Source organism: Amycolatopsis sp. NPDC049253 (assembly GCF_040678995.1).
GTDB lineage: Bacteria > Actinomycetota > Actinomycetes > Mycobacteriales > Pseudonocardiaceae > Amycolatopsis.
The window spans coordinates 201833-228486 of record NZ_JBFAQX010000011.1; the positions used below are offsets into that span (position 1 = coordinate 201833).

Sequence of the window (26654 nt, forward strand, 5' to 3'; positions counted from 1 at the left end):
GTCTGCCATCACCGCCGGTGGCGGGCATGCTCTGGGGGTGGACACTTGGGGACAGCCGGAATACGACGTGCGGCTCGAATGGGGCGCCGAAGGCGTCGCGGCGCTCGGCGGTGCGTGCGCGGTGCTCGTGGTGGTCGACGTGCTTTCCTTCTGCACCACCACGGATCTCGTCACCGCGCGCGGCGGCCGGGTGCTGCCGGTGCGCTGGCGCGACGAACGCGGGGTGGCCGAAGCGCGAGCCGCGGGGGCGGTCGTCGCGGGTGAGGCAGCGTGGACGCTGCGGCCTTCCTCTGTGACGGACATCCCGTCCGGCACGCTGCTCGCGCTGCCCTCGCCCAACGGCGCCACCCTGACCACCGCGGCCGCCGCCACCGGAGCCCACGTGCTCGCCGGCTGCCTGCGCAACACCTCGGCCGTCGCGGCGAAGGCGCTCGAGCTGGCGGCCGGGCGCCCCGTCGGCGTGATCCCGGCCGGCGAACGCTGGGGCATCGACCTGCTGGGCGAAGGGCAGCACTTCGGACCCCTGCGCCCTTGTGTGGAAGACCAGCTCGGCGCGGGCGCGATCGTCGCGGCCCTCGCCCGCCACGGCCGCACGCTCTCGGCGGAAGCGGCCCTCGCGGCCACGGCCTCCGCGGGCACCGATCTCGCGCACGCCCTGCGCACCTGCTCGTCCGGCCGCGAACTGGCCGCCGCGGGCCACCCCGGCGACGTCGAGCTCGCCGCGCAAGCCGACGTCAGCACCACCGTGCCCATCCTGCGCGGGAAAACCCTGGAGGCGGAATGACCTGGACCGAAGTGGCCGAAGGCGTGCACGCGCGCCGCTACGAAGAGCTCGACCTGACCACCGGGCTGGTGATCGGCGCCGAGCGCTGCCTGGTGATCGACACGCGCGGCGACGTCGACCAGGGCGCCGAGCTCGCCGCGGCCGTGCGGGAGCTGACGGACCTTCCGTGGAGCGTCGTCTACACGCACGCGCACTTCGACCACAGCTTCGGCACCACGCCGTTCCTGCCGTGCGACGTCTGGGCGCACGAACGCTGCCTGCGCGAGCTGCTGGAGCACGGCGAGACCACGAAAGCCAAGTGGAGCGCGCGCTACCGCGCGGAAGGCAAGCCGGAGATCGCCGACGCCCTCGACCGCACCGGCCTCATGCCGCCCGACCGGCTCGTGACCCTCCGGGTCGAGCTCGACCTCGGCGGCCGCACCGTCGCGCTCGTGCACCCCGGCCGCGCGCACACCGACCACGATCTGGTCGTGCACGTGCCCGACGCGGGTGTCGTGTTCGCCGGCGACGTGGTGGAGCACGGGCCAGAGGGCTTCACGGAGTACTCGTTCAGCGACGAGACGCACCTGCGCGAGTGGCCGGGCGCGCTCGAGGCGATCCTCGCGCTCGACCCGCGGATCGTGGTACCCGGGCACGGCGAGCCCGTGGACCCCGGGTTCGTCCGGGAGCACCGCGACGGGCTGCGCCGGCTCAACGAGCTGAAGGCCGCCGTGGCGGCCGGAGCCAGCGGGGCGGACGAGGCCGTGGCGGCCTCGCCCTACCCCGCCGACGTCACGCGGGCCGCGTTCGCGACCCCGTGAGACGTCAGTCGAAGTTCAGCTCACCGGTGCGGGTGCGCTTGAGCTCGAAGAAGTCCGGGTAGCTCGCCATCGCGACGGCGCCGTCGAACAGCTTCAGGGCGTCGTCGCCCCGCGGGATCGAGCTGAGCACCGGGCCGAAGAACGCGACACCGTCGATGTGGATGGTCGGCGTGCCGACGTCCATGCCGACCGGGTCCATGCCCTCGTGGTGGCTCTTCTTCAACGCCTCGTCGTACTCGGTCGAGTCGGCGGCCTCGATCAGCTCGGGCGGCGCGCCGACGGCCTCGAGGGTCTCCTTGAGGACGACGTCGAAGTCCTTGTTGCCCTGGTTGTGGTAGCGCGTGCCGAACTCCGTGTAGAAGTCGCGCAGCGCCTCTTCGCCCTTGGCTGCGGCCAGCGCGGTGGCCACGCGGACCGGGCGCCAGCCCTTGTCCATCAGTTCCTGGTAGCGCTCCGGCAGCTCGTCGCGGCCCGAGTTGAGCACGGACAGGCTCATGATCCGGAAGTTCAGGTCCAGCTCGCGGTGCTTCTCGACCTCGAGGATCCACCGCGAGGTGATCCACGCGAACGGACAGATCGGATCGAAGTAGAAGTCCACCTTGGTGGGCTGGGACGCAGCGGTCATCTCAACGAGCTCCTCGCGAGGTTCGACGTCGGCAGGCATGCCTTTTTCAGCGGGGTGTTCCCCCAATGACGGCCAACGCGCGCGACAGGCCCGGTTGTTCCCCGTCGCCCGAGGACCGCTTCGCATGATTGGATGCTCGACAGCCCGAAAACCGCAACCGGAATCGAAGACCAGAGGTGCCCGTGCCCGCCCCCAACCTGACTCGTGACGAAGCCAAGCAGCGCTCCGGCCTGCTGGATGTCGCGTCCTACGACATCGTGCTGGACCTGACCGACGGCCACGGCGGTCCCGGTGAGAAGACCTTCCTCTCCACCACCACAGTGCGCTTCTCCGCCACCCGGCCGGGCGAGTCCTCGTGGATCGACCTCGTCGCCGAGGGCGTCCGCTCCGCCGTGCTCAACGGCACCGAGCTCGACGTGAGCACCTACGTCGAGGACAGGGGCATCGCGCTGCCGGAGCTCGCCGCAGACAACGAGCTCGTAGTGACCGCGGACTGCCGGTACATGAACACCGGCGAAGGCCTCCACCGTTTCGTCGACCCGGTCGACAACGGCGTGTACCTCTACACGCAGTTCGAGACCGCCGACGCGAAGCGCATGTTCGCCTGCTTCGACCAGCCCGACCTGAAGTCGGTGTACCAGCTCACGGTCCACGCGCCGCGCGACTGGAAGATCGTGTCCAACGCGCTCGTCGAGACCGAAGAGGACACTCCCGACGGCGCTCGGGTGACGAACTTCGCCGTGTCCGAACGGATCTCGACGTACCTGGTCGCCCTCATCGCCGGCCCGTACGCCGAGTGGCGCGACGAGTTCTCCGACGCCCACCGGACGATCCCGCTCGGCATCTACTGCCGCGCGTCGCTCGCCGAGCACATGGACGCCGACCGCCTGTTCGTGGAGACCAAGCAGGGCTTCGGCTTCTTCCACGAGAAGTTCGGCACGCCCTACCCGTTCTCCAAGTACGACCAGCTGTTCGTGCCGGAGTTCAACGCGGGCGCGATGGAGAACGCCGGCGCCGTGACGTTCCTGGAGGACTACGTCTTCCGCAGCCGCGTCACGCGCTACGCCTACGAGCGCCGCGCCGAGACGCTGCTGCACGAGATGGCGCACATGTGGTTCGGCGACCTGGTCACCATGCGCTGGTGGGACGACCTGTGGCTCAACGAGTCGTTCGCGACCTTCGCGAGCGTGTTCGCACAGGCCGAGGCCACCGAGTACAAGAACGCGTGGACCAGCTTCGCGAACATCGAGAAGTCGTGGGCCTACCGCCAGGACCAGCTGCCCTCCACCCACCCGATCGCGGCCGACATCGTCGACCTGCACGCGGTGGAGGTGAACTTCGACGGCATCACCTACGCCAAGGGCGCGAGCGTCCTGAAGCAGCTCGTGGCCTACGTGGGCATCGAGCACTTCCTCGACGGGCTGAAGGTCTACTTCGGAAAGCACGCGTGGGGCAACGCCACGCTGGCGGACCTGCTGGCCGCGCTGGAAGAGGCGTCCGGGCGCGACCTGTCGTGGTGGAGTGCGCAGTGGCTCGAGACCACCGGCCTCAACTCGCTCAGCCCGCGCTACGAGGTGGCGGCCGACGGCACGTTCTCCTCGTTCGCCGTGGTGCAGACGGGCGCGAAGCCGGGCGCCGGTGAGCTGCGCACGCACCGCGTCGCGGTCGGCGTGTACGACGACGACGGCGCCGGCAAGGTCGTGCGCACCGACCGCGTGGAGCTGGACGTGTCCGGCGACCGCACCGAGGTGCCGGCGCTGGTCGGCAAGCCGGCGGGCAAGCTCGTGCTCGTCAACGACGACGACCTCACCTACTGCACGATGCGCCTCGACCCGGCGTCACTGACCACGCTGATCGACCGGATCGCCGACATCGTCGAGCCGCTGCCCCGCACGCTGTGCTGGTCGGCCGCGTGGGAGATGACGCGCGAGGCCGAGCTCAAGGCGCGCGACTTCGTGACGCTGGTGGCGCGCGGCATCCACGCCGAGAGCGAGGTCGGCGTGGTGCAGCGGCTGCTGCTGCAGGCCCAGACGGCGCTGAACTCGTACGCGGACCAGAAGTGGGCCGCTGAGCAGGGCTGGCCGGCGCTCACGGCGCGGCTGCTGGAGCTCGCCCAGGGCGCCGAAGCCGGGTCCGACCACCAGTTGGCGTTCGTGAACTCGCTGGCCGGCGGCGTGCTCGACGAGGCGACGCTGGGTGTCGTCGCGGGCTGGCTCGACGGCTCCGCGCCGCTGCCCGGCCTCACCGTGGACACCGACCTGCGCTGGCGCCTGCTGCAGGCGCTCGTGGCCCACGGCAAGGCCGGCACCGCGGACATCGCGGCCGAGCTGGCCAAGGACGACACGGCCGCGGGCCGGCGGCACGCCGAGCGGTGCCGCGCGCTGCAGCCGACCGCCGAGGCCAAGGCCGACGCGTGGCAGCGCGCCGTCTACGACGACGAGATCCCCAACGCCGTCAGCGACGCGCTCATCTCGGGCTTCTCGCACCCGGGCCAGAAGCAGCTGCTCGGCAGTTACGTCGAGCGCTACTTCGAGGTCATCGACGAGGTGTGGACACGCCGCTCCAGCGAGCGCGCCCAGCCGACCGTGATCGGGCTCTACCCGTCGTGGGCCGTCGAGCCGGCCACCGTGGCCGCGTCCGACGAGTGGCTCAAGGGCGAGCACCCGGCCGCGCTGCGCCGGCTCGTGTCCGAAGGCCGCGCCGGCATCGTCCGCGCGCTCGCCGCGCGGGAGTTCGACAGCCAGGTCTGACCGGTGGGGGCCGCCCGGGCGGCCCCCACCACCCCGCGAACGCCGAAGGGGGCCTCCTCGACAGTCGAGGAGGCCCCCTTCGGTGCGTCAGGGAGATGTCAGTGCTTCGGGTCCGGCCCGGCCTGGTCGCTCAGCATGCGCAGGGCGTTGACAAGGCCACCGACCAGGTCACCCTCCTTGAACGACGCGACCATGCTCGCCACGGCCAGGTTGGCGCCGCGGTCGGGCAGGCGGACGTGCGAGCGCTCGCCGATCACGATCTCGATCGCGCGCTGCGCGGGCGAGACCGCGAGGACCACGGCGTTGGCCGGGTCCTCGGTCGAGGCCAGCAGCTTCTCGGCTCCGGCGCGGGTGTCCTCGCCGAGGTCGCCGAGGTACACGCTGAAGGCGACGCCGGACTCGCGCGTCGCGAAGGTCAGCGCCTCGTCCAGGCGAGCGAGCTGCTGAACCGAGAACGGGCTGGTCGGCTCGGCCGGCTCGTACATCTTGGCCGCGGAACGGCGGCCACTGTTGGTGATCACCTCACCAAAGGGCAGGTCCTTCTCGGCGACATCCACGGCCGTGGCCGAGTGCGCGAGTTCACCACTTGCCACGTGCGCCTCCGGCAGCGGTCACGGTGCCCGAGGGCACCACAGAGTCCGGATCGACGGCGTGGTGACCCGCACCGACACCCTCCGGGTTGGCGGTCCACCACATCGCGGGGTACTCCCACGGCTGTCCCGGCCGGTACCGCGGCGTCCCCGAGAACTTCTTCCGCAGGGTGGCCGCACCGACCACCAAGTAGATGGCCAGGGGGATGACCGCGTAGACCAGGATCGTCTCGACAACGTTCACGCCGGTGAGCGTATCGGATGGCCCTGGTGGCCACCGCACGGCGCCGCGCCGGGACGCGACCGCTCGTCGTGTGGGAGCGCCCGTCCGCCGCTTGGCTCGCACGCGCTGGAACGTTGGGGCGAAGCCGGGCGGGCCGAAAGGTTGCAACTCAACGTACAGGCGGCCGTACCGGTCGCCCCCGTCTTGTCGGCGAACTGAAATGCTCGTAGCTTTTTCACCTGTACGGGCCTTGCGGTCCGCTCCCCAGCCCCAGCAGGTCACGCACCGGTCCCAGGAGGCCACGTCATGCAGAGCGTCCAGCCCCCCGCTCAGGCGATCATCGAGCCCATTTCGTCACCCAGCGAGACCGAATTCCTGACCGGAACGCGTGTGACGTCCGGCACAAGGGTTACCCGCGGTACTCGGGTCACTCGCGGTACCCGCGTCACCGGCGGCACGCGAGTCACGCGCGGCACTCGGGTCACCCGCGGCACGCGCGTCACCAACGGCACCCGCGTGACGGCCGGCACCCGCGTCACGAGGGGCACCCGCGTGACCCGTGGCACCCGCGTCACCAACGGCACCCGCGTCACGTGCGGCACACGGGTCACCCGCGGCACGCGCGTCACCCGGGGAACCCGCGTGACCTCGCAGGCCGACTTCGCGCTGGCCGCCTGAGAAAAGCAGGACGCGCGCACCCGGCGAAGGGCGCGCGCGTGAAGACGAAGCCACCGCGCGGGAAACGCGCGGGCAGGTTCAGCGACTCATCGGCTCGCCCCGGCCGCCGCACAGGCAGCCGGGGCGCCGACGTGTCAGAGCCTTCCGAACGGGCCTCAGGCGGTCCGTCAGGCCGCGGAACCCAGATACGGCCGCCACAGCGGGTCGGCCTCCTTGGAGTGTGCCAGGAGGCGCCAGTGCGGGCCGTGGGGCGCCCGCGGCACCACGCGCAGGCGCCAGCCCAGCTCCGAGAGGAGCTTGTCGGCCTTGCGGTGGTTGCACTTGGCGCAGCAGGCCACGCAGTTGGTCCAGCTGTGGGGTCCGCCGCGGCTGCGCGGCAGGACGTGGTCGATGGTCTCGGCCCGGCCGCCGCAGTAGGCGCAGCGGTACCGGTCGCGGTGCATGAGCCCGGCCCGGGTCAGCGGCACCTTCGCGCGGTACGGCACGCGCACGTATGTGCTCAGCCGGATCACGGACGGGACGGGCAGCGACACGGTCGCGGCGTGCAGCTCCACGCCACCCGGGTCACCGTGGACGACTTCCGCCTTGCCGCACATCACGAGCACCACCGCGCGCCGCATGGGCAACGCGGTGAGGGGCTCGAAGGTGGCGTTCAGCAGCAATACGCGACGGCGGCCCCAGGGCGGGGTCGCCGGGTCCCGGCCTCTACGCTGTCCGGGCGGACGGGAAACTCCCCCTGGTCGGGTCCCCGGCCCGGCCGGGTTCGTTCCGCCGGGTGCGGAACCTCCCGGGCAGGCGCGCAGGACCGTCTCCGGCGACTGCTCGGCCATGGCTTGGCCGGCGCCGCCGAGGGGGACGGGTTGTCGGTCTGGCACTCGACCACCTCCACCGGTGCAGGCATAGTCGACCACACATCAGCCCCAAAGTGCACGTGTGTTACGTGACGTGTCACGTGCCCGCGACCCAACATCCACTTGCCGTTGGGTGAACCGAAGCGACGGAAGGACTGTTCCACCCCGTGAACGCCGTGCTCAGCGCCCCGCCAGCGTGCATCTCCGACCCCGGCACGTGGTGCTCGCAGGTCTTTTCGATCACGCACAACGAGTGGCTCGCCGGTTCGGCGGACTGGCTCGTGACCAAGCCGCTGCGGATCATCCTGATCCTGGTTCTCGCGTTCGTGGTGCGGTATCTCACACGCCGGGTCATCAACCGCGTGACCACGCTGCCGCGCGGCGGCAGCGGCAAGCTGCCCGCCCTGTTGAGACCGCTGCGCGAGCGCGCCCCCGACGTGCTCGGCCCGGCCGTGGTGGAGCGGCGCCGGCAGCGCGCCGCGACGATCGGCTCGGTGCTGAAGTCGATGGCCACGTTCCTCATCTACGGCCTGGCGTTCATCCTCGTGCTGGGTGAGCTGGGCCTCGACCTGGCACCGATCATCGCGTCGGCGGGCATCGTCGGCGTGGCCCTCGGGTTCGGCGCGCAGAACCTCGTGCGCGACTTCCTGTCCGGGATCTTCATGATGATCGAGGACCAGTACGGCGTGGGCGACGTCGTGGACATCGGCCCGGCGACCGGCACCGTCGAGGCCGTGGGCCTGCGCATCACCACGCTGCGCGACCTGGGCGGCACCGTCTGGTACGTGCGCAACGGCGAGGTGCTGCGCGTCGGCAACTCCAGCCAGGGCTTCGCCGTGGCCGTGGTCGACGTGCCCCTGGGCTACTCCGCCGACGTCGACCTGGCCACCACCGTGCTCATGGAGGCGGCCACGAAGGCGTCCGAGAGCGAGGCGCTCGCCGCCAACGTGATGGAGCCGCCGGAGATGCTGGGCGTGGAGAAGGTCACCCCGGAGGGCATCCAGCTGCGGCTGACGGTGAAGGTGCGACCCGGCAAGCAGTGGGCCGTGCAGCGGGCCCTGCGCGCGCACCTGCTCGCCGCGCTGGAGGAGGCGGGCTTCGAGCCGCCGCTCGGCCGGTACCTGTCCGCACCGGGCGCCGACAAGTAGCCGCGGTAAGGGCAAGATGGAGGGGTGTCGACTGTGAGTGGCTCCGAACCCGCGAACCTGTACGAGGCCGTGGGCGGTGAACCGACGTTCCGGCGCATCGTCGCGCGCTTCTACCAGGAAGTGGCGACCGACGAGATCCTGCGCCCGCTGTACCCGGAGGAGGACCTCGGCCCGGCCGAGGAACGCTTCCGGCTGTTCCTCATCCAGTACTGGGGCGGCCCGCACACCTACTCCGACCGCCGGGGCCACCCGCGGCTGCGGATGCGCCACGCGCCGTTCAAGATCGGCCCGATCGAGCGCGACGCGTGGCTGCGCGCGATCCGCGTGGCGGTCGACGAGGAGAACCTGCCCGAGCCGTACCGCGAGCAACTGTGGGCCTACCTCGAGATGGCTGCCCACAGCATGATGAACAGCTTCGTCTGATGAGACGCCCGGTGGCGGGGCACCGCCGGTCCCCGGAGGACCGGCCCCGCCCGGCGTGGTGGGCCGACGCCGTCTTCTACGAGGTCTACGTGCGCTCGTTCGCCGACTCCGACGCCGACGGGGTCGGCGACCTCGAAGGCATCCGCAGCCGGCTGGGGTATCTGGAGCTGCTCGGCGTCGACGCCCTGTGGCTCACGCCGTTCTACCGCTCCCCCATGGCCGACCACGGCTACGACGTGTCCGACCCGCGTGACGTGGACCCGATGTTCGGCACGCTCGGCGACTTCGACGTGCTGCTCACCGAGGCGCACAAGCGCGGCATCAAGGTGACCGTGGACATCGTCCCGAACCACACCAGCAACCAGCACTCGTGGTTCAAGTCCGCGATGGCCGCCGCGCCCGGCAGCCCCGAGCGCGACCGCTACGTCTTCCGCGACGGCCGCGGCCCCGAAGGCTCGGAACCGCCCAACAACTGGGTCTCCGTGTTCGGCGGGCCCGCCTGGACGCGCGTGCCCGACGGGCAGTGGTACCTCCACCTGTTCGCCTCGCAGCAGCCGGATCTCAACTACGCCAACGCCGAAGTGCGCTACGACCTCGAGCGCACGCTGCGCTTCTGGCTCGACCGCGGCGTCGACGGCTTCCGCATCGACGTGGCCCACGGCATGGCGAAGCCGCCGGGCCTGCCCGACATGGACCCGCGCGCGGCCGGCTTCGGCGGTGGCGAGCACTTCGACCCGCGCTTCGACGAAGACGGCGTGCACGAGGTCCACCAGATGATCCGCAAGGTGCTCGACGAGTACCCGGACACGATGGCCGTCGGCGAGATCTGGGTGCACGACGAGGACCGCCTCGCGCGGTACCTGCGGCCCGACGAGCTGCACCTGGCGTTCAACTTCCGCCTGGTGCTCACGCACTTCGACGCCGACGCGATGCGCACCTCGATCGAGCGGTCGCTGGCCGTGCCGCGCGCGGCCGGCGCGCCCGCCACCTGGACGCTGTCCAACCACGACGTGTGGCGCACCGTGAGCCGCTACGGCGGCGGCGCGGCCGGGCTGCGGCGCGCGCGGGCCATGGCGCTCGTGGAGCTGGCCCTGCCGGGTGCGGTCTACCTGTACAACGGCGAAGAGCTGGGCCTGCCGAACGTCGAGATCCCGCCCGAGGCGATGTCCGACCCGCGGGCGCGCAGCCAGGGCCCGCAGTTCAGCCGGGACCCCGAGCGCGCGCCGATGCCGTGGGAGGGTTCGCTGCCGCCGTTCGGCTTTTCGCGCAACCCGCGGACGTGGCTGCCGATGCCGGCCGAGTGGGCGGAACTCACCGCGGAACGCCAGCTGGAAGACGCGTCGTCGACGCTCTCGCTGTACCGGCGGGCGGTCGAGCTGCGCAAGACGCACGCCGCGTTCCGCGTCGGTGACGAGCTGGAGTGGTACGGCGCGCCCGCCGGCTGCTTCGCTTTCCGCCGCGGCGGAAAGGGCGGGCTCATCTGCGCGCTCAACACGTCGGCGAGCTCGATCGCCCTGCCGCCCGGCGAGCTGCTGGTGTCCAGCGGCCCGCTCGTGGACGGCAGGCTGCAGCCGGACTCGGCGGCGTGGCTGGTCTGAGCGGGGTGAAGCGGGAAGGCTAGCCGCGGGCCCCGGCCTCGAGGCCCAGCATGGCCAGCAGGCCACGCAGGTCGTCCACGTCGCGGGCCCGGCCGGCGACGGTCCGGGCCGCCTGGTCGCGCTGGTGGCGCAGGCCCAGCTCCGCGGAGACGCGGGCTCGGGCGAACTCACTGGTGTCGGGGGACAGCGGACGACGTTCCGAGCGCATCTGGCTCCTCTGTGAAATGCAGTCGTCGAGATACAGGTGGGACGACGGCCGGCCGAGCAGCCGGCTCGGGCCTCGCGGTCGGCCGAAGACGACGCCGGCTCTGCTGCCGGCGCGCGGGAAGAACTCTCTCGACGTGACCGACGCTACACGACGTGCACCCGCGTGCACAATGAAGCACTGGTCAGTACCGGCGCCGGCCCACCTTTTGTCCACAAAGGACAGACAGTGTGGACCGGTTCCGGCCACCGCGGGCCCACCTGATCAGTGGGCTGGTGCGACCGCGTGCGACGTGGTTAACTGACCGCGGTCATATTTTGTGTTCGTGCGGTGGGCACTCCCCGCAGCCACGCTCGCAAGATGCGCGGGCGTAGTGGTTCTCCGTCACCGGAAGATCAAACCGTCGGTCTTCGACCCGGGTACCGAAGTGGTACCTCGATCGTTTTCAGTGGTGGAGACATTTATGACGCAAGGCACCGTGAAGTGGTTCAACGCCGAAAAGGGCTTCGGCTTCATCACGCCGGACAACGGCGGTGGCGACGTGTTCGTGCACTACTCCGAGATCCAGGGCAACGGTTTCCGTAGCCTGGAGGAGAACGCGCGGGTGGAGTTCGAGATCGGCCAGGGCCAGAAGGGGCCGCAGGCCACTTCCGTCACGATTCTCTGACGTCACAACGGTTTTCCGAGGGGCCGGTGCCACGTGCACCGGCCCCTCGGCCGTTCTCGGGGAACTGCCGGGAAACTCCGCCGGGAACCTTGCTGGCGAACGGTTCGTTGGCAGAGCAGGTCGTGGCCGGCCCTCGGGGGCCGGACCGCACGAACGGTGTGCGCCCCCCGCAACGACGCGTTCCCTGAACTGCCAGGGAAGCCCGGGCACACCGTCGAACCGGCCTCGGTCCTGCAGAGTGCAGCGATCGGACCAGCTCGACAGGAGCGTTCCAGCATCGACACCCCCCGCGACACCCTTCCTTCCCCTGCCCCCACCTCTTCGAGCACGGCGACCGCCGTGCGCGAACGGCCCGCACCCGAGCCCATGCTCGCCGGCCGCAAGACGGGCACCGAAGCCTTCCTCGTGAAGCTGTTCGCCGTGCTCCCCCTGCTGGCGGTCGTCGCCGCGGTGCCCCTGGCCTGGGGCTGGGGGCTCAGCTGGCTCGACATCGGCCTCGCCGTCGGCTTCTACTACCTCAGCGGCCTGGGCATCACGATCGGTTTCCACCGCTACTTCACCCACGGCTCGTTCCGCGCCCGCCGTGGCCTGCGGATCGCGCTCGCAGTGGCCGGCAGCATGGCGATGCAGGGCCCCGTGATCTCGTGGGTCGCCGACCACCGCCGCCACCACGCCTACTCCGACCGCGACGGCGACCCGCATTCCCCGTGGCGCTACGGCACCACGCCCGCCGCGCTGGCCAAGGGCTTCTGGCACGCGCACATGGGCTGGCTGTTCGACCGCGACAAGACCAACTCGCGCCGCTTCGCCCCGGATCTGCTGGACGATCCGGACATCCGCCGTGTCGACAGCCTCTTCCCCGTGCTGACCGCCGTGACGCTGCTGGCGCCGGCGCTGATCGGCGGCCTCGCCACGATGAGCTGGTGGGGCGCACTCACGGCCTTCTTCTGGGCCGGGCTCGTGCGGGTGGCGGCGCTGCACCACGTGACGTGGTCGGTCAACTCGCTGTGCCACATGATCGGTGAGCGCCCCTTCGAGGCGCGGGACCGCTCGGCCAACTTCTGGCCGCTGGCGATCCTCTCGTTCGGCGAGTCCTGGCACAACTCCCACCACGCCGACCCGACCGGCGCCCGCCACGGCGTGGGCCGCGGCCAGCTGGACACGTCGGCTCGGCTCATCTGGCTGTTCGAGAAGCTGAACTGGGCGTCTCAGGTTCGCTGGCCCCGCCCGGAGCGGCTGGCGCGAAAGCTCAAGACCGCCTGACGACGGGACGGGCACGTCGTTCCAGCCGGGCCGCCAGCTCACCCCGATCGGCGGCGGCGCGGCTGGGCGGCGTGGTCCACCCGCGGTTGTCGGAAGCCGAGACCACCTCGGCGACGAACCGGCCCACGAGGGCGGGTTCCGGCACGGCGTCTCCGCCCAGGCGCGCGACGACGAGCGGCGGCTCGGCCGGCCTCGTCTCCACGGAAAGCGTCCAGCCCTGCCGTGAGTTCCAGAGCAACATCAAGTCACGGCCGGGGTAGCGCGGCGAGCGGCGGCTCAGCGCCACGTAGGCCGTGACGGTGTCGGCGACCTCGCACGACGTCCCCTCCACGGAGACGTCCACGGCTTCGGCCACCGCGCGTACGTAGCCGACCAGCGCCCGTCTCAGCACCAGTGGGTCTTCGTGCACGGCTTCGGTTGTCAGACGATCGGGACCGGACAGGAGCATTTGTCTCCCCTCCACCGTCGGAAATGGGGCTCAGGCGGGCGAAAACGGCCTGCGGACCGCGTGCGCGCAAAAAGCCACGACAACCGGCGGTGCGGTGATCGAGGTCGCGCCGAATCGGACATCGGCGGCTCATCCGGCACCGACTCTACCCGGAGTTTCGGTCCACGGGGACCACCTAACCGCTCTGGCCTCCGTTCATTCCGCCCGAACTGTCGCCGGAATCGGCCACTGACGTGGCGATCCACGCCGCGAACAACGCGGCTTGGACATACGGAGCGGCCTCACCCACGGCTCGGCCGACCTTCGAAAAGCGCCCGGGGCGCGCGGTTTGGCCCGCCTGCTCGGGCCCCTCGGCGTCCACCGGGCGGTCGGTGCGCCACGGTGTCTGCTCGGCGCGCACCTCGGCGAGGAAATCCGCCGTCGGGTCACCGTCGGGGTCGGTCATGTCCCCACCCTCGCACCGTCGCCGGGAAAGCACCACGACCGCAAGGAAATCGCAAGAAATTCAGAAGCGAAGGGGCAATGGCAGGTACCCCTTTTCGCGCAATTCCAGACAAAGCGAACAGACAATGCGAACAGACAACCTGGCTGGAGCGAGTGTCGCGCAATCGCGCGGATTTCAGAAAAGCAGAGGCAACAACGCGTGCCTTCGCTTCAGCACCGCCCCATACCGGGCATCCAGCCGCAGCCACGAGTCCGTGGCGGTCACGCGGACCACGTCGCCGGCGATGGACGAGTCGAACAACCCCATGCCGGACAAGGCGAACAGGCAGCGCAGCTGCACCTTCACCTCGAGCTCGCCGCCGGTCACCGTCAGCACGGCCTGGTCCATCAGCGACGCCGGTGGCGTGCCGTGCGGGCCGACGTTGTCGCGGGCCAGCGTGACGCCGCGGTCGGCCAGGTCGGACACCACGCCGACCGGCAGGTCGTCCACGAGCTGCCAGCGGCCGGGCGCGGGCAGCTCCGCGTGCCAGAGCAGGTCACGCGCGGGGCCGGGATCCATGACCTCGCCGCCGGCGACCGTGAGGGCCGCCAGCAGCTCGTTGCCGGACACGGTGACGTCGGCCGGGGTCACGGTCCCCGCCACCGCGCGGGTGGCGAGGACCTCGAACGGCGTGGCCGTCCACGCTTCGACAACACCGCCGTCGGGGCGGTTGCGCAGCCGCACGGCCGTGTTGCCGTCGAGCCGCACCGCGCGGGCGACGAAGGCGCCGAGCGTGTCGCGGTCGCCCGCGTCGGGGATGCGCAGCTCAGGCATCGGCGAACACCTTCTTGAGGAACTCGGTCTCCTCGGCGGAAAGGCGCCTCGGACGCAGCTTGACGGTGTCGTACGGCGCCAGCACGGTCTCCGCCGTCACGGCCACCGGGTCCGACTCCTCGGGCCCGGTGTGCACGACGTAGGCCAGCGTGATGCTGGCCGCCTTCACCTCGGTGAGCGTGATCTCCACCCGCACCGACGTCTCGGGCGTGACCACGATCGGCGCGCGGTAGTGCACGCCGAGCTTCACCACGACCACGCCCTTGGGCAGCTCGGTCAGCCCGGCTTTCACCGCGTCGCCGAACAGCACCGGGATCCGCGCCTCTTCCAGGAGCGTCACCATGTTGGCGTGGTTGACGTGCCCGTACACGTCCATGTCCGACCAGCGCGGCCGGACGTGCGAAACGTAGGTCACCGGACCGTGCTCCTGATCTGGCGCGCCGCCACCGACAGCGTCGCGAGGTCGAGGCGCCCCGAGCGGGTGATCTCGTCGAGGGCCACGCGGGCGCGCGACAGCCGCGACGCGTTGGTCTTCTCCCACTGCGAGATCTTCGCGTCGGTCTCCACGTCCAGGTCACTGTGGCGCAGCGCGTCGAGCGTGATGGCGCGCAGCGAGCCGTACACGTCGTCACGCAGCGAGAGCCGCGCGAGGGCGTGCCAGCGGTTGCCGCGTTCGAGCTTGCTGATCTCGGTGAGCATCTTGTCGATGTCCAGGTGGTCCGAGAGCGCGTAGTACAGCTCGGCGGTGTCGGCCGGGCTGTGCAGCGCGTCGAGCCCCACCTGCTGCTCGGCCAGCTCGGCGACCTCGACCACGTCGAGCAGGCCGTAGCTGTGCAGCAGCAGCGCCACGCGGCGGGCGAGGTCGGCGGGCACGCCCTCGGCCACGAGCTTGCCGGCGTCCTCCTCCACGGACTCCAGCTCGCGGCCGCGCAGCAGGTCGCCCAGCTTCGGGCCGAGCTCCGCGACGACCGGGCCGAACCGGTTGATCTCGGCCAGCGGCGCGAGCGGCTGCGGCCGGTTGGTGAGGAACCAGCGGGCGGCGCGGTCGAGCAGCCGGCGCGTCTCCAGCACCATCGCGTCGGCGACCGCGGTGGGCACCACGTTGTCGAGCGCGTCGATCTCCGCCCACAGCTTCGGCAGGTCGTAGACGTGGGTGACCACGGCGTACGCGCGCACCGCGTCGGTGGCCGTCGCGTTCATCTCCTCCATGAGGCGGAAGACGAACGAGATGCCGCCGCCGTCGACCAGCTCGTTGGTCACGAGCGTGGTGATGATCTGGCGGCGCAGCGGGTGCTGCGCGATCGCGTCGGCGAACTGCTCGCGCAGCGGCTTCGGGAAGTACTCCGGCAGCCGGCGCGTGAACACCTCGGAGTCGACCAGCTCACTGGCCAGCAGCTCGTCCTTGAGGTCGAGCTTCACGTGGGCCAGCAGCGTCGCGAGCTCCGGCGACGACAGGCCTTCGCCCGCCTTCTCCAGCGCGCGGAACTCCGAGGAGCTCGGCAGGGCTTCCAGCTTGCGGTCGAAAGCGCCCTTCGCGACGAGCGACGACACCTGCCGCGCGTGCACCGACACCATCGGACCGGCGTGGGCCCGGCTCACGCCGAGCACCGCGTTCTGCCGGTAGTTGTCGGCCAGCACCAGGTCGGAGACCTCGTCGGTCATCTCCTCCAGCAGCGAGTTGCGCCGCGTGTGCTCGAGGCCCCCGGTGGCCACGAGGTGGTCGAGCAGGATCTTGATGTTGACCTCGTGGTCGGAGCAGTCGACCCCGGCCGAGTTGTCGAGCGCGTCGGTGTTGATCTTTCCGCCGGCGCGCGCGAACTCGATGCGGCCGAGCTGGGTCAGGCCCAGGTTGCCGCCTTCGCCCACGACCTTCACGCGCAGCTGGTTGCCGTTGACGCGGATCGCGTCGTTGGCCTTGTCGCCCGCGTCGCCGTGGGTCTCGGTCTCGGCCTTGACGTAGGTGCCGATGCCGCCGTTCCACAGCAGCTCGACCGGCGCCAGCAGGATCGCCTGGATGAGCTCCATCGGCGGCAGGTGCGTCACGCCGTCGGCGATGCCGAGCGCCTCGCGCACCTGCGGGCTGATCGGGATCGTCTTGGCCGAGCGCGGGTAGATGCCACCGCCCTCGCTGATGAGCGAGCGGTCGTAGTCGTCCCACGAGCTGCGCGGCAGGTCGAACAGCCGGCGCCGCTCCGCGAAGGACGACGCGGCGTCCGGGTTCGGGTCGAGGAACACGTGCATGTGGTTGAACGCGGCCACCAGGCGGATGTGCTCGCTGAGCAGCATGCCGTTGCCGAAGACGTCGCCCATCATGTCGCCGATGCCGACGGTCGTGAAGTCCTCGGTCTGGGTGTCCTTGCCCAGCTCGCGGAAGTGGCGCTTCACGCTCTCCCACGCGCCCTTGGCGGTGATGCCCATGGCCTTGTGGTCGTAGCCGACCGAGCCGCCGGAGGCGAACGCGTCGCCGAGCCAGAAGCCGTACTGGGCCGAGACCTCGTTGGCGATGTCGGAGAACTTCGCGGTGCCCTTGTCGGCCGCGACGACGAGGTAGCTGTCGTCGGCGTCGTGGCGCACCACGCCCGGCGCGGGGACGGTCTTGCCCTCGACGCGGTTGTCGGTGAGGTCGAGCAGGCCCGAGATGAACATGCGGTAGCACGCGATGCCCTCGGTGAGCTGCGCGTCGCGGTCGAGGCTCGCGTCGCCGGTGGGAGCCGGCGGGCGCTTCACCACGAAGCCGCCCTTCGCGCCCACGGGCACGATCACGGCGTTCTTCACCGCCTGCGCCTTGACCAGGCCGAGGACCTCCGTGCGGAAGTCCTCGCGCCGGTCCGACCAGCGCAGGCCACCGCGCGCGACCTCACCGAAGCGCAGGTGCACACCTTCCACGCGCGGCGAGTACACGAAGATCTCGAACTTCGGCCGCGGTTCCGGCAGCTCCGGCACGCCGCTCGGGTCGAGCTTGATCGCGAGGTACGGCCGCGTGGCGCCGTCCGCGTCCGTCACGTGGTAGTTGGTGCGCAGCGTCGCGTTGATCACGGCCATGAGGCGGCGCAGGATGCGGTCCTCGTCGAGGCTGGTGACCTCGTCGATCATCGCGGTGATCTCGCCGACGAGCGAGTCCTCCCGCGTCTTGCGGTCCACATCGGACAGTTGCGGGTCGCAGCGCGTCTCGAACAGGTTCAGCAGCCGCGTGGCCACTTCGGTGTGCTTGAGCACCGTGTTCTGGATGTATGCCTGGGAAAACGGGCTGCGGGCCTGCTGCAGGTAACGCGAGTACGCGCGCAGCACGGCGGCCTGGCGCCACGTGAGACCGGCGCGCAGCACGAGGCCGTTGAAGCCGTCGACCTCCGCGTCGCCGCGCCACGCCGCGTGGAACGCGCTCTGGAACCGCTCGCGCAGTGCGTCGAGCGCGACGCTGCTGGTCTCGTCGAGGTACTTCGCCTCGATGCGCAGGCCGAAGTCGTAGATCCAGCTGGCGCCGCCGTCCTCGCGGAACAGCTCGTACGGCCGCTCGTCGACGACCTCGACGCCCATGGCCTGCAGCAGCGGCAGGACCTTCGACAGCGTCACGCCTTCGCCGCGCAGGTAGAGCTTGAAGCGGCGCTCGCCCGGCTCCGCGTCGGTGGGCAGGTAGAACGACAGCGCCAGGTCGCCCTCGTCGGCCAGCGTGTCGAGCTTGCGCAGGTCGGCGAGCGCCTCGTCGGCGGTGAAGTCCTCCTTGTAACCCTCGGGGAACACCGCGGCGAAGCGCTGGCCCTGGTCGACGGCGGACTCCTCGCCCATCACGCCGATCGGCTGGCCGTCGCCCGCGCGCTCGCGGCGCTCGGCCAGGATCGCCTCGACCATGCGGTCGTCCCAGCTGCGGACCACGGTGTTGAGGCGTTCCTGGATCCGCAGCGTGTCGGGCTCGATCCGGTGCGCCGGGTCGGTGTGCACGATGAAGTGCACCTGCGCGAGCACGGTTTCGCCGATCCGCGCGCTGTACTCGAGCTGCGTGCCTTCCAGCTCCTCCAGCAGCACCTTCTGCATCGCCAGCCGCGAGCGCGTGGTGTAGCGGTCGCGCGGCAGGTAGACCAGGCAGGAGTAGAAGCGGCCATACGGGTCGCGGCGCAGGAACAGGCGCAGCCGCCGGCGGTCCGACAGCGTGATGGCGCCGGTCGTGGTGGCGTAGAGCGAGTCCGTGTCTGCGGAGAACAGATCGGCGCGCGGCCAGTTCTGCAGCACCTCCAGCATCCGCTGGCCGGAGAAGGACTCCATCGGGAAGCCGGCGCGGTGGATCACCTCGCGCACGCGCTTGCACACCACGGGGATGTCGAGCACGTTCTCGTGCAGCGCCGTGGTGGTGAACATGCCGAGGAACCGGTGCTCGCCGGTCACGGTGCCCTCGTCGTCGAACGTCTTCACGCCGACGTAGTACGGGTACACCGGGCGGTGCACGGTCGAAGGCGCGCTCGCCTGCGTGAGCACCAGCAGCGTCGGGGACAGCGCGCTGGCGTAGTCGTCCGGGCCCGCGGTGAGGCTGCGGGCGGCGAGGCTGTCCTGGCGCAGCACGCCGAGGCCGGACGCGAGGACCGCGCGCAGCGCCGGCTCGTCCGAGTCGGGGTGCGGGTTCTCGACCAGCTCGTAGCGGCGGTAGCCGAGGAAGGTGAAGTGGCCGTCGGCGAGCCAGCGCAGCAGCCGGGCACCCTCTCCGATCTGCGCGGGGTCGGGCAGCTTCGGCGGGTGCTGCTCCAGCGAATCCGCCACGGAGCACGCGGTCTGCGCCATCTTGTCGGCGTCCTCGACGACCTCCCGGACGTCGCCCAGCACCGAGGCCAGCCGGTTGTCCAGCTCACGGGCGCGGTTGGGGTCCGTGACGAGGTCGATCTCGAGGTACATCCACGACTCGGCCGCCGACATCGCCGGCGGGTTCGCCGGGTCGGCGTCGGGGTGCAGGCCCGCGAGCTCGCCCGTGACGTCGCGGCTGACCACGACGATCGGGTGGACGATGCGGTGCACCTGCACGCCGTCGCGCGCGAACTCGGCCGCCACGCTGTCGACGAGGTAGGGCATGTCGTCGGTGACCACCTGCACGACGGTGGCCTCGCGGGTCCAGCCGTCCTGCGCCGCGGTGGGGTTCAGCAGCCGGACCGCCGGGCGTCCCGGCATGCGCTGCTTGGCCAGCTGCAGGTGCGAGCGCACCGCGCCGACGAGCGCCACGGGGTCGTCACCGACGATCTCCTCCGCCGGGATGTGGCGGTAGTACAGGCGGATCAGGTCACCGATCTCGGGCGCCAACGCCGCGGCGGCGTCGATCAGCTCGTCCCGGAGCTGTTCCGGGCTGGCCGAGCGACGCAACGCGCCGACCTCGGCACCGACATCTGTTCCGGGCGGGGACGAGACTCCCGTCGAGCTCATGTGAGGCAACTCTCCAGTTTCGAGATCGAGACGCGTCCGTCACCACAACGTGGCGGACACCCCCACACTAATCCGACCCCGCCGGGCCCGTGACAAAGACCAGGAGTTGTCCAGACTTACGTTTGCCTTACAGGACGAGGACTTTCGGCGTTGATCGGTTCAGCTACCCGGGAGTCGGGTGATACCCGTTCAGGGGGAATCCCTTGGCCCTGGGCGCGCCCCGGGTCCGCCCGAGGTGTCCGGTGGTGCCGGACCGGGTTCGTGATCGGTTCAGTCCGCGAGTGGCCGCGCGGAAGCGGGCGGCCAAACCGGAAAAGGTTGCCTTCCGGCACTGCGAGGATTCCCACACCGGAACCGCCCGGACGGGCGACGGTCGCGTCGTCATCCGACGGGACGGTGCCCCGAAGCCGGCGTCGTCAAACCCGTGGAACTCATCGGGTTTCGGGTACGCGAAAGGTGCGGTGCACGGACCGGGATTTCGGCGACGGCCTCAGTCGCCGTTGCGCTTGCGCTCGCCCGACGCGTGCCCGTTGACCGGACGGCGCTGCTTGTCGTCTTCCGAGCCCAGCCGCTTCACCAGCGCGGCGGCACTCGCCGTGCCGGCCTGGTGCTCGGCCAGCGCGCGGGCCAGCAGCTCGGCCAGCCCGGCGTCCGGCGGCGGCTCGTCCTCGGCGATCGCGCGGGCGTAGCTCTCCGGGAACGGCTGCGACGTCGGCGTCCACGAGTCGAAGTCCTCGAGCGGGTCCAGCGCCGGCGGCATCCGCAGCCGCGGCAGCCACGGGTCCACGGCTTCCTCGGACACCTCTTCGGCACGCGGGGCCGGCGCCAGGTCCGGAGTCTCGCGCTTCCACGGCGGGTCCGTCACGTCGGAGACGGCCTCGGGCTCCTCGGTGCGCGCGGTTTCCTCGCGCGCGGCGGCCTCGTCCGCGCGTCGGCGACCGCCACCACCGCCGGCGGAGATCCCCAGGCGGTCCAGCACGGACCGGGCCGCGACAGACCCGTGTTCCGCGTCGTGCCGGGTCTTGCGGCCGCGGGAGACCTCGTCGCGGCGGGCGCGTTCCTCGCGGGCCCACTCGTCGCTCTCCCAGAGCGGCGCGGCGGGCTCGTCCGCGGGCGCGGGGGCCATCGGCAGCTCGGGCAGGATGTCCGACAGGTCGGGCAGCGACAGGCCCGGCAGGTCCTCGGCCACGGCCGGGGGCCGCGGCGCCGGCGCTTCGCGCACGACCTCGGCGACGGGTTCCGGCTTCGGCTGGGGAGCCGGCGCGGCTTCGGGCTTCTTGAACGGCTTGACCCAGCCCGGCAACGCCGCCGGCCGCTCGGGTGCCGCGCGGCGGCCGGTTTCCGCAGGAGCCGGACGCGAAGACGAGTGCAACCCGTTCACGGGCCGCTTGACCTGCGGTGCGGGCGGCTCGGCGACGCGCGGTCGCTCCGGAGCCTCGGTGCGCGGCGCGGACAGCGTGAAGCGAGCGACCTGATCGGCCGGGGCCTCGGTGCGCTCGGCGCGCACCACGGGTTCCGGCTCGTCGCGGATCACCGGGATCACCGACGTCCGCTCGGCCTCCGACTCCGCGGCCGCTCGCCCGAAGGACCACGTCGGCGTCTTCGGCCCGGATTTCTCCGGCTTGCGAACGGGTTTCTCCGGCACCGAACCGGCCGCGCGCACATACGTCGTCTCCGCCGGAGCGGCCGGCCGCGGCTGTATTTCCGGACGCGCCGGGGTTTCCGCCCGCGACCGGGTTTCCTTCTGCGGCTGGGTTTCCTTCGGCGGCTGGGTTTCCTTCGGCGGCGGGGTTTCCTTCTGCGGCTGGGCTTCCGCACGCTGGGCCTTCGCCACGGCCGGCTTCGCGGCGGCCGGCTCCGGAGCGCTCGGCTCGGCGGGGACGGCCCGGATCAACGCCGTCGTCTCGACGTCGCGCACCGGCGGCTCGACGGCCATCGGCACCGGACGGCCCCCCTGCGGCGCCGACCGCGCGATCACGTCGTCGAGGTCCAGCGGCGCCACCGTGTCGGCGCCGAACTCGCCCGCGAGCAGGCCACACGCCTGGCGACGCGCCCGTGAGTGGACGTGTTCCGCCGCGCGCGAGCGGTGCAGGCACGCGATGGCTTCCTCGGCGCTGCCGAACCGCTCCTCGATCTGCGCCAGTTCGAGCCACAGCCGCGAGGTGACGGCGGGCAGCCCGTGGCGATCGGTGCTCGCCACGGCTTCGCGCACCAGCTCTGACGCCGCGTCGCCGGCACCGGCAGGCAGGTGGATCCGGGTGGCCACGGCCAGCCGCAGCCACGCCGTGGGCGCGACCCCCGCCGCACGCACCGGCTCGTTCAGCATGGGTTCGGCGATGTCGAACGCCATGTCGGTGTCGCCGCGGTCGAGCAGCGTGCTCACGAGCTGCAGCACGAGCCGCACGCGCACGAGACCGCCGTCGTCGCCGGGTTTGTCCAGCTTCTCCAGGAAACCGAGGCCGGTGCGGGCGGCGTCGGCGGCCGCGGTGAGGTCACCGTGGCGGCGCCGGTGGGCCGCCGCGCCGTTGCGCAGCAACGCCCGCACGAGCAGCCGGGTGTCGGCGTCGAGCGACTCGTCGGCGACCACCAGCTTGTCGGCCTCCACGAGCACGCGGTCCAGCTCCGGCTTGCGGCCGAACTGCGCGAGGCAGCCCACGAGGTGGCACAGCGCCTCCGCGCGGTGCACGGCCGAAACCGCGGGTTCCGACAGCACGGGCCGCAGTGCCGCGAGCCCGGTCAGCGGCGTGCCGAGGCTGCGCGCGCACACGGCCAGGTCGATCCGCAGCCGCGCGGCCGTGTCGGTGTACCCGGCGTGCTCCGCGGCCCGCAGGGCGGCGACGGCGCGCCCGACGGTCGACGTGCGACCGCCGAGGCGTACTCGCGCCGCGACCACGAGGCTTTCGGCGCGGATCCACTGCTCGTCCGCGCCCGCGGCCTCGGCGAGCGCGGCCGCGCGCTCGCCGAGCACCAAGGCGAGCTCGGGCGCGCGCAGGTGCAGCGCGTCCGCCCGCTCGATCAGCCGCCCGAGGTCGGAGAGGGTCGCCCCGCCGGCAGCAGCGAGCCGCCCGCCCGCGGGTGCGGGCGAGCTCGACCGGTTGTGCCTGCTGGCTTCCACTCCCGCCCCCGGCGTCAGTCGCGGGTCAGCTTGCGATGGGTGACCCGGTGCGGCCGCGCCGCTTCGGCGCCGAGGCGCTCGACCTTGTTCTTCTCGTAGCCCTCGAAGTTGCCCTCGAACCAGAACCACTTCGCCGGGTCTTCGTCGGTGCCTTCCCACGCCAGGATGTGCGTGGCGACCCGGTCGAGGAACCACCGGTCGTGGGAGATGACCACGGCGCACCCGGGGAACTGCTCCAGCGCGTTCTCCAGCGAGCCCAGGGTTTCCACGTCCAGGTCGTTGGTCGGCTCGTCCAGCAGGATCAGGTTGCCACCCTGCTTGAGCGTCAGTGCCAGGTTCAGCCGGTTGCGCTCACCACCGGAGAGCACGCCCGCCGGCTTCTGCTGGTCCGGACCCTTGAAGCCGAACGCGCTCACGTACGCGCGCGAAGGCATTTCGGTCTGCCCGACGTGGATGTAGTCGAGCTTGTCCGACACGACCTCCCACACCGTCTTCTTCGGGTCGATGCCGGCGCGGTTCTGGTCCACATAGGACAGCTTGACCGTCTCGCCGATCTTGACCGTGCCGCCGTCCGGCTCCTCGAGCCCCACGATCGTCTTGAACAGCGTGGTCTTGCCGACGCCGTTGGGGCCGATCACGCCGACGATGCCGTTGCGCGGCAGGTTGAACGACAGCCCGTCGATGAGCACGCGGTCGTCGAAGCCCTTGCGCAGCTTCTCGACCTCGACCACGACGCTGCCCAGGCGCGGGCCCGGCGGGATCTGGATCTCTTCGAAGTCGAGCTTGCGGTGCTTGTCGGCCTCCGCCGCCATCTCCTCGTAGCGGTCGAGGCGCGAGCGGGACTTCGTCTGGCGGGCCTTGGCGTTGGACCGCACCCATTCGAGCTCGGTCTTGAGGCGCTTGGCGAGCTTCGCGTCCTTCTTGCCCTGGACCTCGAGGCGCTCGCGCTTCTTCTCCAGGTAGGTGGAGTAGTTGCCCTCGTAGCCGACGACGCGGCCGCGGTCGAGCTCCATGATCCACTGGGCCACGTTGTCCAGGAAGTACCGGTCGTGGGTCACGGCCAGGACGGCGCCGGCGTAGTTCGCGAGGAACTGCTCCAGCCACAGCACGCTTTCGGCGTCCAGGTGGTTGGTGGGCTCGTCGAGCAGCAGGAGGTCGGGCGCGGACAGCAACAGCTTGCACAGCGCGACACGGCGGCGCTCACCACCGGAGAGGTGGTCGACGGGCTCGTCCGGCGGCGGGCAGCGCAGGGCGTCCATGGCCTGCTCGACGGTGGAGTCGAGCTCCCACGCGTCGGCGTGGTCGAGCTCCTCCTGGAGCTTGCCCATCTCCTCCATGAGCTCGTCGGTGTAGTCGGTCGCCATCTGCTCGGCGATCTCGTTGTACCGGTCGAGCTTCTGCTTGGTCTCGCCGAGGCCCTCCTCGACGTTCTGGCGGACGGTCTTCGTCTCGTCCAGCTGCGGCTCCTGCATGAGGATGCCGACGGTGGCACCCGGCTGCAGGAACGCCTCGCCGTTGCTGGCCTGCTCGATCCCCGCCATGATCTTGAGAACGGTGGACTTACCGGCACCGTTCGGCCCCACCACGCCGATCTTGGCGCCGGGGTAGAACGCGGTGCTGACGTCGTCGAGGATGACCTTGTCCCCGACGGTCTTGCGCACCTTCTTCATGGTGTAGATGAACTCGGCCATGAAAGCGATCGTAGAGTGGCCCGATCCGCGCCCTGACGGCGGTCACCACCGCGCTACCGAGGGTCATGCCCACATCACGCGGACGACATCATCAACGCGGTCATTCCGCCCGTTTGCCGTCGGCCAGGTTCTTGAGCATCGCGTTGTAGGCGGCCAGCTCTTCGCCACCGGTCGTCTCCTCGCGGCGGTCCTTCCGCTTGGCCTCGCGCTCGTCGGCGCGCGCCCACTGCACCAGCAGCGCGATCAGCACCAGCAGCACGGGCACCTCGCCCGCGGCCCACGCGATGCCCCCGCCGAGGCGCTGGTCGGTGAGCAGGTCGCCGACCCACGGCAGGCGAAGTGACGTGTAGAACTCCTGGCCGATCACGGCCTGCATGTTCATGAGGATCACGCCGAAGAACGCGTGGAACGGCATGGCGGCGAACATCATCCCGAGCCGCCCCACCGGCGGGATCTTGCGCGGTGCCGGGTCGACGCCGATCACCGGCCAGTAGAAGACGTAGCCGGCGAGCAGGAAGTGGGCGTTCATCGCCAGGTGCGCCCAGTGGTAGTTCAGCGCGGAGTCGAACAGGCCGGAGAAGTACAGCGCGTAGAACGAGCCGACGAACAGCAGCAGCGCGACGATCGGGTGCGTCAGGAACCGCGACACCGGTGAGTGCACGGCCGCCAGGAGCCACTCACGCGGGCCCGGGGGCGCGCCGGCGCCGGCGGTCGGCAGGGCGCGCAGCGCGAGCGTCACGGGGCCGCCCAGCACCAGCAGCACGGGCACCACCATCGACAGCAGCATGTGCGTGCCCATGTGCACGCTGAACATCGCCGGCGAGTAGCGGCCGATGCCCGACGACGTGGCGATCAGGAGCACCAGGCAGCCGGCGAGCCACGCGACGATCCGGCCGGTGGGCCACGAGTCGCCGCGCTTGCGCAGCCGTCGCACCCCGGCGAGGTAGAGCCCGGCCAGCACGATCGCGGCGGTGCCGTAGACCAGGTCGAACCGCCAGTCGGTGAGCAGGCGCCAGAAGGTGGGCGCGCCGTCGAGGTTGTAGCCGATCAGCAGCTCGGTGGTCGAGGGCTGCGTGACCGCGTCGGCCGGAGGTGGTGTGCGGGCGAGCCCGGACGCGATGCCGAGCGTCACGAACATGATCAGCACCTCGACGGCCGCCAGCCGCAGCAGCTGGCCACCGCCCTTGCCGTCGACGAGGTCGCGCACGCCGCGCTGGCGCTGCTGGTGGCCGAACACGCCGAGCAGCAGCAGCGCGACGACCTTCGCGACCACGAGCAGGCCGTAGTCGGTGGTGAACAGGTCGCCGAGATTGATGCGCACCAGCGCGTTGATCACACCGGAGATCGCCATCACGACCCAGCAGACCAAGGCCAGCTTGGAGAACCGCCGCGCGGCCAGCGACAGGTGCGCGCCCCGGCGCCAGCCGAGGGCCAGCACCGCCACGAGCCCGCCGACCCACAGCGCGGCCGCGATCAGGTGGAACAGCAGGCTGTTGGTGGCCATGTCGTGCGAGCCGCCGCTCGCGGAGTGACCCGTGACGGCGACCGGGACCAGGCCCGCGACGGCCACGAAGAACAGCACGGCGGTCCAGCCCCACGTGAGCACGAGCCGGCAGCCGAGCGCGAGCAGCACCGCGATGAGCGCCGTCCACAGCCACGCCTTGGGCTGCTCGATCGCGTCGACGAGGTCCAGGAGCGTCTGGGGGGAAAGGACTTCGAGGAACGGCTTGCCGGCTCCGTCGGCCGCGGTGAAGGCCACCGAGAGCAGTGACGAGACGAACCAGACCCAGGCGGCGATGCCGGCCGCGCGCACGGCGGCGTAGCCCTCGGGCGCCAGCGTGCCGGACTTCTGCGGCGGCACCAGGAAGGCAGCCAGCAGCAGAGCGCCGACGCAGACCACGGAGGCGGCTTCGGCGAGCACCCGGACGACCGTGATGCCGTACCGCGTGACCAGCCCCGGGTCGGGCAGACCGGCGATCAGGTACCCGGCGCCACCGGTCAGCGCCACGAGCCCGACCGCGACGACGGCGGCGAGCACCACGCCCACCGAGAGCAGCGGCAGCACACTGGTCCTGCGTCGCGCTGCCGGTTCGGGTTTCGTCACTGCGTCGGTGCTCACCGTTCGAGATTAGGCCGGTCT

The 26654-nt window shown here is 71.2% G+C and carries 22 protein-coding genes; 9 read left to right on the top strand and 13 right to left on the bottom strand.

The window, feature by feature from the left end; translation table 11 throughout:
* Positions 1-37 precede the first annotated feature (37 nt).
* Both AB0K15_RS25495 and AB0K15_RS25500 read left to right on the top strand, forming a co-directional pair.
* Positions 38-784, top strand: coding sequence for a 2-phosphosulfolactate phosphatase (locus tag AB0K15_RS25495; RefSeq protein ID WP_364055183.1), 747 nt, complete (start codon positions 38-40; stop codon positions 782-784).
* Complete coding sequence (locus AB0K15_RS25500) at positions 781-1584, top strand: MBL fold metallo-hydrolase (RefSeq protein WP_364055186.1); 804 nt, start codon at positions 781-783, stop codon at positions 1582-1584. Before AB0K15_RS25495 ends, AB0K15_RS25500 begins: the two co-directional genes overlap by 4 nt.
* Positions 1585-1588: 4 nt before the next feature.
* Here AB0K15_RS25500 and AB0K15_RS25505 read toward each other — a convergent pair whose 3' ends face one another.
* Entirely contained in the window at positions 1589-2209 is a 621-nt protein-coding gene (locus AB0K15_RS25505) for a DsbA family protein (protein WP_364055189.1), read from the bottom strand.
* A gap of 182 nt (positions 2210-2391) precedes the next feature.
* Here AB0K15_RS25505 and pepN point away from each other — a divergent pair, with 182 nt between their 5' ends.
* A complete protein-coding gene (gene pepN, locus AB0K15_RS25510) occupies positions 2392-4959 on the top strand; it encodes an aminopeptidase N (RefSeq protein ID WP_364055192.1) in 2568 nt (855 codons plus the stop codon).
* Between the two features lie 98 nt (positions 4960-5057).
* Here pepN and AB0K15_RS25515 read toward each other — a convergent pair whose 3' ends face one another.
* Both AB0K15_RS25515 and AB0K15_RS25520 read right to left on the bottom strand, forming a co-directional pair.
* Complete coding sequence (locus AB0K15_RS25515; protein WP_354883817.1) at positions 5058-5552, bottom strand: DUF5130 family protein; 495 nt, start codon at positions 5550-5552, stop codon at positions 5058-5060.
* Positions 5539-5793, bottom strand: a complete 255-nt coding sequence (locus AB0K15_RS25520) for a hypothetical protein (RefSeq protein ID WP_220242995.1) — start codon at positions 5791-5793, stop codon at positions 5539-5541. The genes AB0K15_RS25515 and AB0K15_RS25520 overlap by 14 nt, the downstream gene beginning before the upstream one ends.
* Before the next feature lie 531 nt (positions 5794-6324).
* Between AB0K15_RS25520 and AB0K15_RS25525 the strand changes: the two genes are divergently transcribed.
* Complete coding sequence (locus tag AB0K15_RS25525) at positions 6325-6450, top strand: hypothetical protein (RefSeq protein WP_326837852.1); 126 nt, start codon at positions 6325-6327, stop codon at positions 6448-6450.
* 167 nt (positions 6451-6617) lie between these two features.
* Here the strand turns inward: AB0K15_RS25525 and AB0K15_RS25530 are convergent, their stop codons facing one another.
* Positions 6618-7070: an HNH endonuclease gene (locus tag AB0K15_RS25530; protein WP_220246993.1), complete on the bottom strand. Its 453-nt coding sequence runs from the start codon at positions 7068-7070 to the stop codon at positions 6618-6620.
* 398 nt (positions 7071-7468) lie between these two features.
* Between AB0K15_RS25530 and AB0K15_RS25535 the strand changes: the two genes are divergently transcribed.
* The 3 genes from AB0K15_RS25535 to AB0K15_RS25545 are packed head-to-tail and all read left to right on the top strand — an operon-like array spanning position 7469 to position 10470.
* Complete coding sequence (locus AB0K15_RS25535; RefSeq protein ID WP_364055197.1) at positions 7469-8449, top strand: mechanosensitive ion channel family protein; 981 nt, start codon at positions 7469-7471, stop codon at positions 8447-8449.
* A 33-nt stretch (positions 8450-8482) separates the two neighbouring features.
* Positions 8483-8872: a globin gene (locus AB0K15_RS25540; protein WP_360608026.1), complete on the top strand. Its 390-nt coding sequence runs from the start codon at positions 8483-8485 to the stop codon at positions 8870-8872.
* Entirely contained in the window at positions 8872-10470 is a 1599-nt protein-coding gene (locus tag AB0K15_RS25545) for a glycoside hydrolase family 13 protein (protein WP_364055200.1), read from the top strand. The genes AB0K15_RS25540 and AB0K15_RS25545 overlap by 1 nt, the downstream gene beginning before the upstream one ends.
* A 19-nt stretch (positions 10471-10489) precedes the next feature.
* Here the strand turns inward: AB0K15_RS25545 and AB0K15_RS25550 are convergent, their stop codons facing one another.
* Positions 10490-10678, bottom strand: coding sequence for a hypothetical protein (locus AB0K15_RS25550; RefSeq protein ID WP_220242999.1), 189 nt, complete (start codon positions 10676-10678; stop codon positions 10490-10492).
* A 460-nt stretch (positions 10679-11138) separates the two neighbouring features.
* Here AB0K15_RS25550 and AB0K15_RS25555 point away from each other — a divergent pair, with 460 nt between their 5' ends.
* Together AB0K15_RS25555 and AB0K15_RS25560 are read left to right on the top strand one after the other, a co-directional pair.
* Positions 11139-11342: a cold-shock protein gene (locus tag AB0K15_RS25555; protein WP_220243000.1), complete on the top strand. Its 204-nt coding sequence runs from the start codon at positions 11139-11141 to the stop codon at positions 11340-11342.
* A 366-nt stretch (positions 11343-11708) separates the two neighbouring features.
* Complete coding sequence (locus AB0K15_RS25560) at positions 11709-12605, top strand: fatty acid desaturase (RefSeq protein WP_364055339.1); 897 nt, start codon at positions 11709-11711, stop codon at positions 12603-12605.
* Here the strand turns inward: AB0K15_RS25560 and AB0K15_RS25565 are convergent.
* From AB0K15_RS25565 to AB0K15_RS25600, 8 genes are all read right to left on the bottom strand, one after another.
* The gene (locus tag AB0K15_RS25565) at positions 12592-13014 is read right to left on the bottom strand and encodes a DUF6292 family protein (protein WP_364055203.1); all 423 of its coding nucleotides are present in this window, start codon (positions 13012-13014) and stop codon (positions 12592-12594) included. The genes AB0K15_RS25560 and AB0K15_RS25565 overlap by 14 nt on opposite strands.
* Before the next feature lie 214 nt (positions 13015-13228).
* A complete protein-coding gene (locus AB0K15_RS25570) occupies positions 13229-13498 on the bottom strand; it encodes a hypothetical protein (RefSeq protein WP_364055206.1) in 270 nt (89 codons plus the stop codon).
* A gap of 174 nt (positions 13499-13672) precedes the next feature.
* Positions 13673-14311, bottom strand: coding sequence for a hypothetical protein (locus AB0K15_RS25575; protein ID WP_364055209.1), 639 nt, complete (start codon positions 14309-14311; stop codon positions 13673-13675).
* Positions 14304-14726 carry a thioesterase family protein gene (locus AB0K15_RS25580; RefSeq protein ID WP_364055212.1) on the bottom strand — a complete coding sequence of 141 codons (423 nt, stop codon included), beginning with the start codon at positions 14724-14726 and terminating at the stop codon, positions 14304-14306. Before AB0K15_RS25580 ends, AB0K15_RS25575 begins: the two co-directional genes overlap by 8 nt.
* On the bottom strand, positions 14723-19708 hold the full coding sequence (locus AB0K15_RS25585; protein ID WP_364055215.1) for an NAD-glutamate dehydrogenase: 4986 nt from the start codon (positions 19706-19708) through the stop codon (positions 14723-14725). Before AB0K15_RS25585 ends, AB0K15_RS25580 begins: the two co-directional genes overlap by 4 nt.
* A 490-nt stretch (positions 19709-20198) precedes the next feature.
* On the bottom strand, positions 20199-22823 hold the full coding sequence (locus tag AB0K15_RS25590; protein ID WP_364055218.1) for a hypothetical protein: 2625 nt from the start codon (positions 22821-22823) through the stop codon (positions 20199-20201).
* 14 nt (positions 22824-22837) lie between these two features.
* Positions 22838-24514 (bottom strand): energy-dependent translational throttle protein EttA, encoded by a 1677-nt coding sequence (ettA, locus tag AB0K15_RS25595; protein ID WP_364055221.1) that lies wholly within the window; start codon positions 24512-24514, stop codon positions 22838-22840.
* Positions 24515-24614: 100 nt separating this feature from the next.
* Entirely contained in the window at positions 24615-26633 is a 2019-nt protein-coding gene (locus AB0K15_RS25600) for a cytochrome c oxidase assembly protein (RefSeq protein WP_364055224.1), read from the bottom strand.
* Between the last annotated feature and the right edge of the window lie 21 nt (positions 26634-26654).

Coding starts and splice junctions, on each gene's coding strand:
- AB0K15_RS25555 (WP_220243000.1), top strand. CDS start 11,139: ATGACGCAAGGCACCGTGAAGTGGTTCAACGCCGAAAAGGGCTTCGGC.
- AB0K15_RS25500 (WP_364055186.1), top strand. CDS start 781: ATGACCTGGACCGAAGTGGCCGAAGGCGTGCACGCGCGCCGCTACGAA.
- AB0K15_RS25560 (WP_364055339.1), top strand. CDS start 11,709: ATGCTCGCCGGCCGCAAGACGGGCACCGAAGCCTTCCTCGTGAAGCTG.
- AB0K15_RS25575 (WP_364055209.1), bottom strand. CDS start 14,311: ATGCCTGAGCTGCGCATCCCCGACGCGGGCGACCGCGACACGCTCGGC.
- AB0K15_RS25570 (WP_364055206.1), bottom strand. CDS start 13,498: ATGACCGACCCCGACGGTGACCCGACGGCGGATTTCCTCGCCGAGGTG.
- ettA (WP_364055221.1), bottom strand. CDS start 24,514: ATGGCCGAGTTCATCTACACCATGAAGAAGGTGCGCAAGACCGTCGGG.
- AB0K15_RS25505 (WP_364055189.1), bottom strand. CDS start 2,209: ATGACCGCTGCGTCCCAGCCCACCAAGGTGGACTTCTACTTCGATCCG.
- AB0K15_RS25585 (WP_364055215.1), bottom strand. CDS start 19,708: ATGAGCTCGACGGGAGTCTCGTCCCCGCCCGGAACAGATGTCGGTGCC.
- AB0K15_RS25550 (WP_220242999.1), bottom strand. CDS start 10,678: ATGCGCTCGGAACGTCGTCCGCTGTCCCCCGACACCAGTGAGTTCGCC.
- AB0K15_RS25545 (WP_364055200.1), top strand. CDS start 8,872: ATGAGACGCCCGGTGGCGGGGCACCGCCGGTCCCCGGAGGACCGGCCC.
- AB0K15_RS25530 (WP_220246993.1), bottom strand. CDS start 7,070: ATGCGGCGCGCGGTGGTGCTCGTGATGTGCGGCAAGGCGGAAGTCGTC.